Genomic DNA, 3,650 nt, shown 5'->3' on the forward strand with positions numbered 1-3,650 from the left:
CGAAGTCCTTGGGTAAGGAAAATCCACCATAAAAGGTCCAGTAGATATCACCGGAGTTGCCCCACCAACCATCAGATAACAGGTATTGAGCTTGTAAGGTCCAGCCTTTGAATCCGCCGGATAGTAGCAATTCTGTCAAATCAGAATCGTCAACCTGCAGGTAAACATACTGAATTAAACCAATGTTGTACTCAAAATCTCCAGCGGAACCGGCATAGCCACCATAGAAATCATTTTCAAAACCAGTACCAGTGTATTCCGTTGCATTTGGATCTGCAGTGTATGAATAACTTAAACTTGAACCCCAGTAACCGAGGTAGAAACCGTTTTCCCAGGCATAGTCTAAGCCACCTTGTACGGCAGCACCGGAATTCTCTTCAAAAATACCGCGTAATAAGTATTTAGAAAATACACCGATGTTTCCTGTAAATTCGTTTTCTGCCTGTGCCGCCATGGGAGTAGCCATTGCCGATATAGCAAGCGCGGCAGCACCGGTTAATGAGGTAAATCTTTTCGTTAGCTTCATTTGAGTCTCCCCAAGTTATTATTTCATCCAGGTTAAAATTAAAGGGTTTAAGGAGCTGACCGTGCGATGCATCGACCTTTGCTCTAAAACAAAAAGCTAAACAGAGCCTTTGCTTTGCAAGGGCTATAGCATCGGCTGTGCCAAACGTGAAAAAGATATTTATTACAGAGGGTTATGTGAATTTAGAAGGATCTTAACAAAACCGTAACAATGTGTTTTGCACTAAAATAATGCGGCGTATTTTTTAAGTGCATGAAGTTGGGGCAAGATTAATGAGTTGAATTTGTAATGCAGTGAACAGTGATTCAGCTGTGGAGTGTTTATACAAACGTTGTATTTTTGTACATCGATAACAGCTGATTTGTCTTATTCAGACAACATTCCTTTATCGATTATAAAATCTATGATGTTTTTTAATCCTTCTCCTTGTTTCAAATTTGTAAAAACAAACGGTTTCATGCCGCGCATTTTTTTCGCATCACGTTCCATGACTTCGAGCGATGCACCAACCAGGGGCGCAAGGTCGGTTTTGTTGATAATTAACAAGTCTGACTTGGTAATACCTGGGCCGCCCTTGCGGGGAATTTTTTCACCCGCAGCTACATCGATGACATAAATGGTGAGATCGGAAAGTTCGGGGCTGAACGTAGCGCTTAAGTTGTCGCCGCCACTTTCTACAAACACGATATCCAGGTTATCAACCCGTTTGTTCAATTCGCTCACTGCGGCGAGATTCATGGAGGCGTCTTCGCGGATGGCGGTATGCGGGCAACCGCCCGTTTCGACGCCAATGATTCGATTCTCCGGCAGTGCCTGGCTGCGCATTAAAAATTGTGCATCTTCCTGGGTATAAATATCATTGGTAACTACTGCAATTTGGTAATCGTCGCGCATGGCTTTGCACAATGCGTCCACCAAAGCTGTTTTGCCGGATCCCACCGGACCACCGACACCGACTCGTAATGCCTGTTTGCTCATATGATGCTCTCTCAAAAATCAATTCCCTCTCCCTCAAGGGAGAGGGGGATATTTAGTAATACTAACATTGCGAATACTTTTAATGTCATTGAAAGCAGAATTCAGGACCGGAACAATCGCGTGTATTGTGTTTCATGTAATGCGCTGGTAATACCAAGACCATGCGCCGCCATGCCTATTTCTTCATCTGTTCGTTTTAATCCACGTTTAACCGCCGCTGGAATTTCATCAATAACTTTGGACAGAATACGCTGGCCTGCAGTTTGACCCAAAGGTATCAATTTAATTGCCGCGGCTACCTGGTTTTCACTCCACGACCATAAAAAGCCCTGGCATGTTTCATTAAGGGTAATCCTCCAATGGGATGCCGCTAATGCAAACATTGTGGCAAAGCCAGGTGGTTCGGGTTCAGGCCAGTTGCTAACTTCAGGTATTTCCAGATTAGTTAATAGTTGTTTCAAGGTGCCGCCAATCTGCCTGTCTTCGGTGAGCAATTCGCTCGATTCACGGGAAGCCTGAAGATAACGGTTCCAGTAAATGACCTTATCCATGTCCCTGGTTTGCCACGCCTCGTAGAGTCTCGCCAATACAGGAATATCCAGTGATGACAGGGAATGATTGATAATGCCAATGATCCATTGTGCGGCAGTTGTTTCATCTTTAACCCAGCCTTCCTCAACGGCATATTCCAGGCCCTGCGAATAGGCAAATGCGCCAATAGGCAACGCCGGGCTGATGAGTTGCCACAAGCGTAAGGAAGAAGCGGGTGACGAATTCATGGTAATGCTAGTCGTGGTGATGATGGTAAGCACCCACTTCGGGTTCAAAGGGTGCCTGTTCATGGCTAATTGTAAGTCCTAGCGATACGACCATATCATCCAGTACATGATCTGCCAGATAACGGATCCATCCTTCCGTAATCTGAAGTGGTACATGGCGGTTACCCAGATGATAGCAAGCGCGCTGCAAGGTCAACGGGTCTGGTGCGGTTGCTGTACTTACTGATTCCTGTGCGGCTTTTAATTCGATGATCAAACCGTTTTCCGCTTTTAAGCAATCACCACCGCGCAATACACGACCACGGGGTAATATGAGTCCCACTTCTTCCCCGGAGTCGAGGTTTGCTTTGAAGCGGCTTTTTTGTCTTAGTTCGAATGGCAGCGACAAGCTCGCTTGTGCCGATACGGGTTGTTCCAGTAGTTCGGTGACTTTGATTAATGCCATTGCGTTATCAGGGCCTAAAACAAAAAGTAGCGTTGTGCCAGTGGTAATATATTAGCGGGTTCACAAGTCAGTAATTCACCGTCTGCACGTACTTCATAGGTTTGGGAGTCCACTTCCATTTTGGGCTGGTAACTATTATGAACCAGGTCCTGTTTCCTGATGTCGCGAGTGTTGCTGACGGCCATAACCCGTTTGCTTAACTTTAACTGTTCCCCAATTCCGTTATCCGCTGCGGCTTTGGATACAAAAGAAACCGAAGTTGCAGAACGCGCCTGGCCAAATGCGGCAAACATAGGGCGATAGTGTACAGGTTGTGGTGTAGGTATTGACGCGTTGGGGTCACCCATTGGCGCGGCGACGATCATCCCGCCTTTTATAATTAGCGCGGGTTTTGCGCCAAAGAATGCGGGTTTCCATAAAGTGAGGTCTGCCAGTTTACCCACTTCGACCGATCCTACTTCGTGAGCGATGCCATGGGTGATGGCCGGGTTAATGGTGTACTTGGCAATGTAGCGCTTGGCGCGAAAGTTATCATTGCGGCTGCTGTCTTCTTTCAATGCGCCGCGTTGCACTTTCATTTTGTGAGCAGTTTGCCAGGTGCGACAAACCACTTCACCGACACGTCCCATGGCTTGTGAATCCGAAGCAATCATGCTGAAAGCGCCCAGGTCATGCAGGATATCTTCTGCCGCAATGGTTTCCTTGCGAATACGGGATTCAGCAAACGCAACATCTTCAGCAATTTTGGTATCCAGGTGGTGGCATACCATTAACATGTCCAGGTGTTCATCGATGGTATTAACGGTATAGGGTCGAGTGGGGTTAGTGCTCGAGGGTAATACATTGGCTTCACCACAGGCTTTAATAATATCCGGTGCGTGGCCGCCACCGGCGCCTTCGGTATGGTAAGTATGAATCGCGC

Annotated in this window: 5 protein-coding genes; all 5 read right to left on the reverse strand. The window is 46.7% G+C overall.

What is annotated here, in order from left to right:
• The coding region (locus ACWVCM_RS14110; RefSeq protein ID WP_455202402.1) for a TorF family putative porin at nt 1–526 on the reverse strand (526 nt) is incomplete at its 3' end.
• A gap of 366 nt (nt 527–892) precedes the next feature.
• On the reverse strand, nt 893–1,504 hold the full coding sequence (ureG, locus tag ACWVCM_RS14115; RefSeq protein ID WP_455202403.1) for an urease accessory protein UreG: 612 nt from the start codon (nt 1,502–1,504) through the stop codon (nt 893–895).
• Nucleotides 1,505–1,605: 101 nt separating this feature from the next.
• A complete protein-coding gene (locus ACWVCM_RS14120; protein ID WP_455202404.1) occupies nt 1,606–2,331 on the reverse strand; it encodes an urease accessory protein UreF in 726 nt (241 codons plus the stop codon).
• Nucleotides 2,291–2,728: an urease accessory protein UreE gene (ureE, locus tag ACWVCM_RS14125; protein ID WP_455202405.1), complete on the reverse strand. Its 438-nt coding sequence runs from the start codon at nt 2,726–2,728 to the stop codon at nt 2,291–2,293. The genes ACWVCM_RS14120 and ureE overlap by 41 nt, the downstream gene beginning before the upstream one ends.
• Nucleotides 2,729–2,742: 14 nt before the next feature.
• Nucleotides 2,743–3,650, reverse strand: a 908-nt coding sequence (locus tag ACWVCM_RS14130; RefSeq protein WP_455202406.1) for an urease subunit alpha, incomplete at its 5' end; no start/stop codon positions are given.

It is taken from the genome of Kaarinaea lacus, assembly GCF_975902315.1.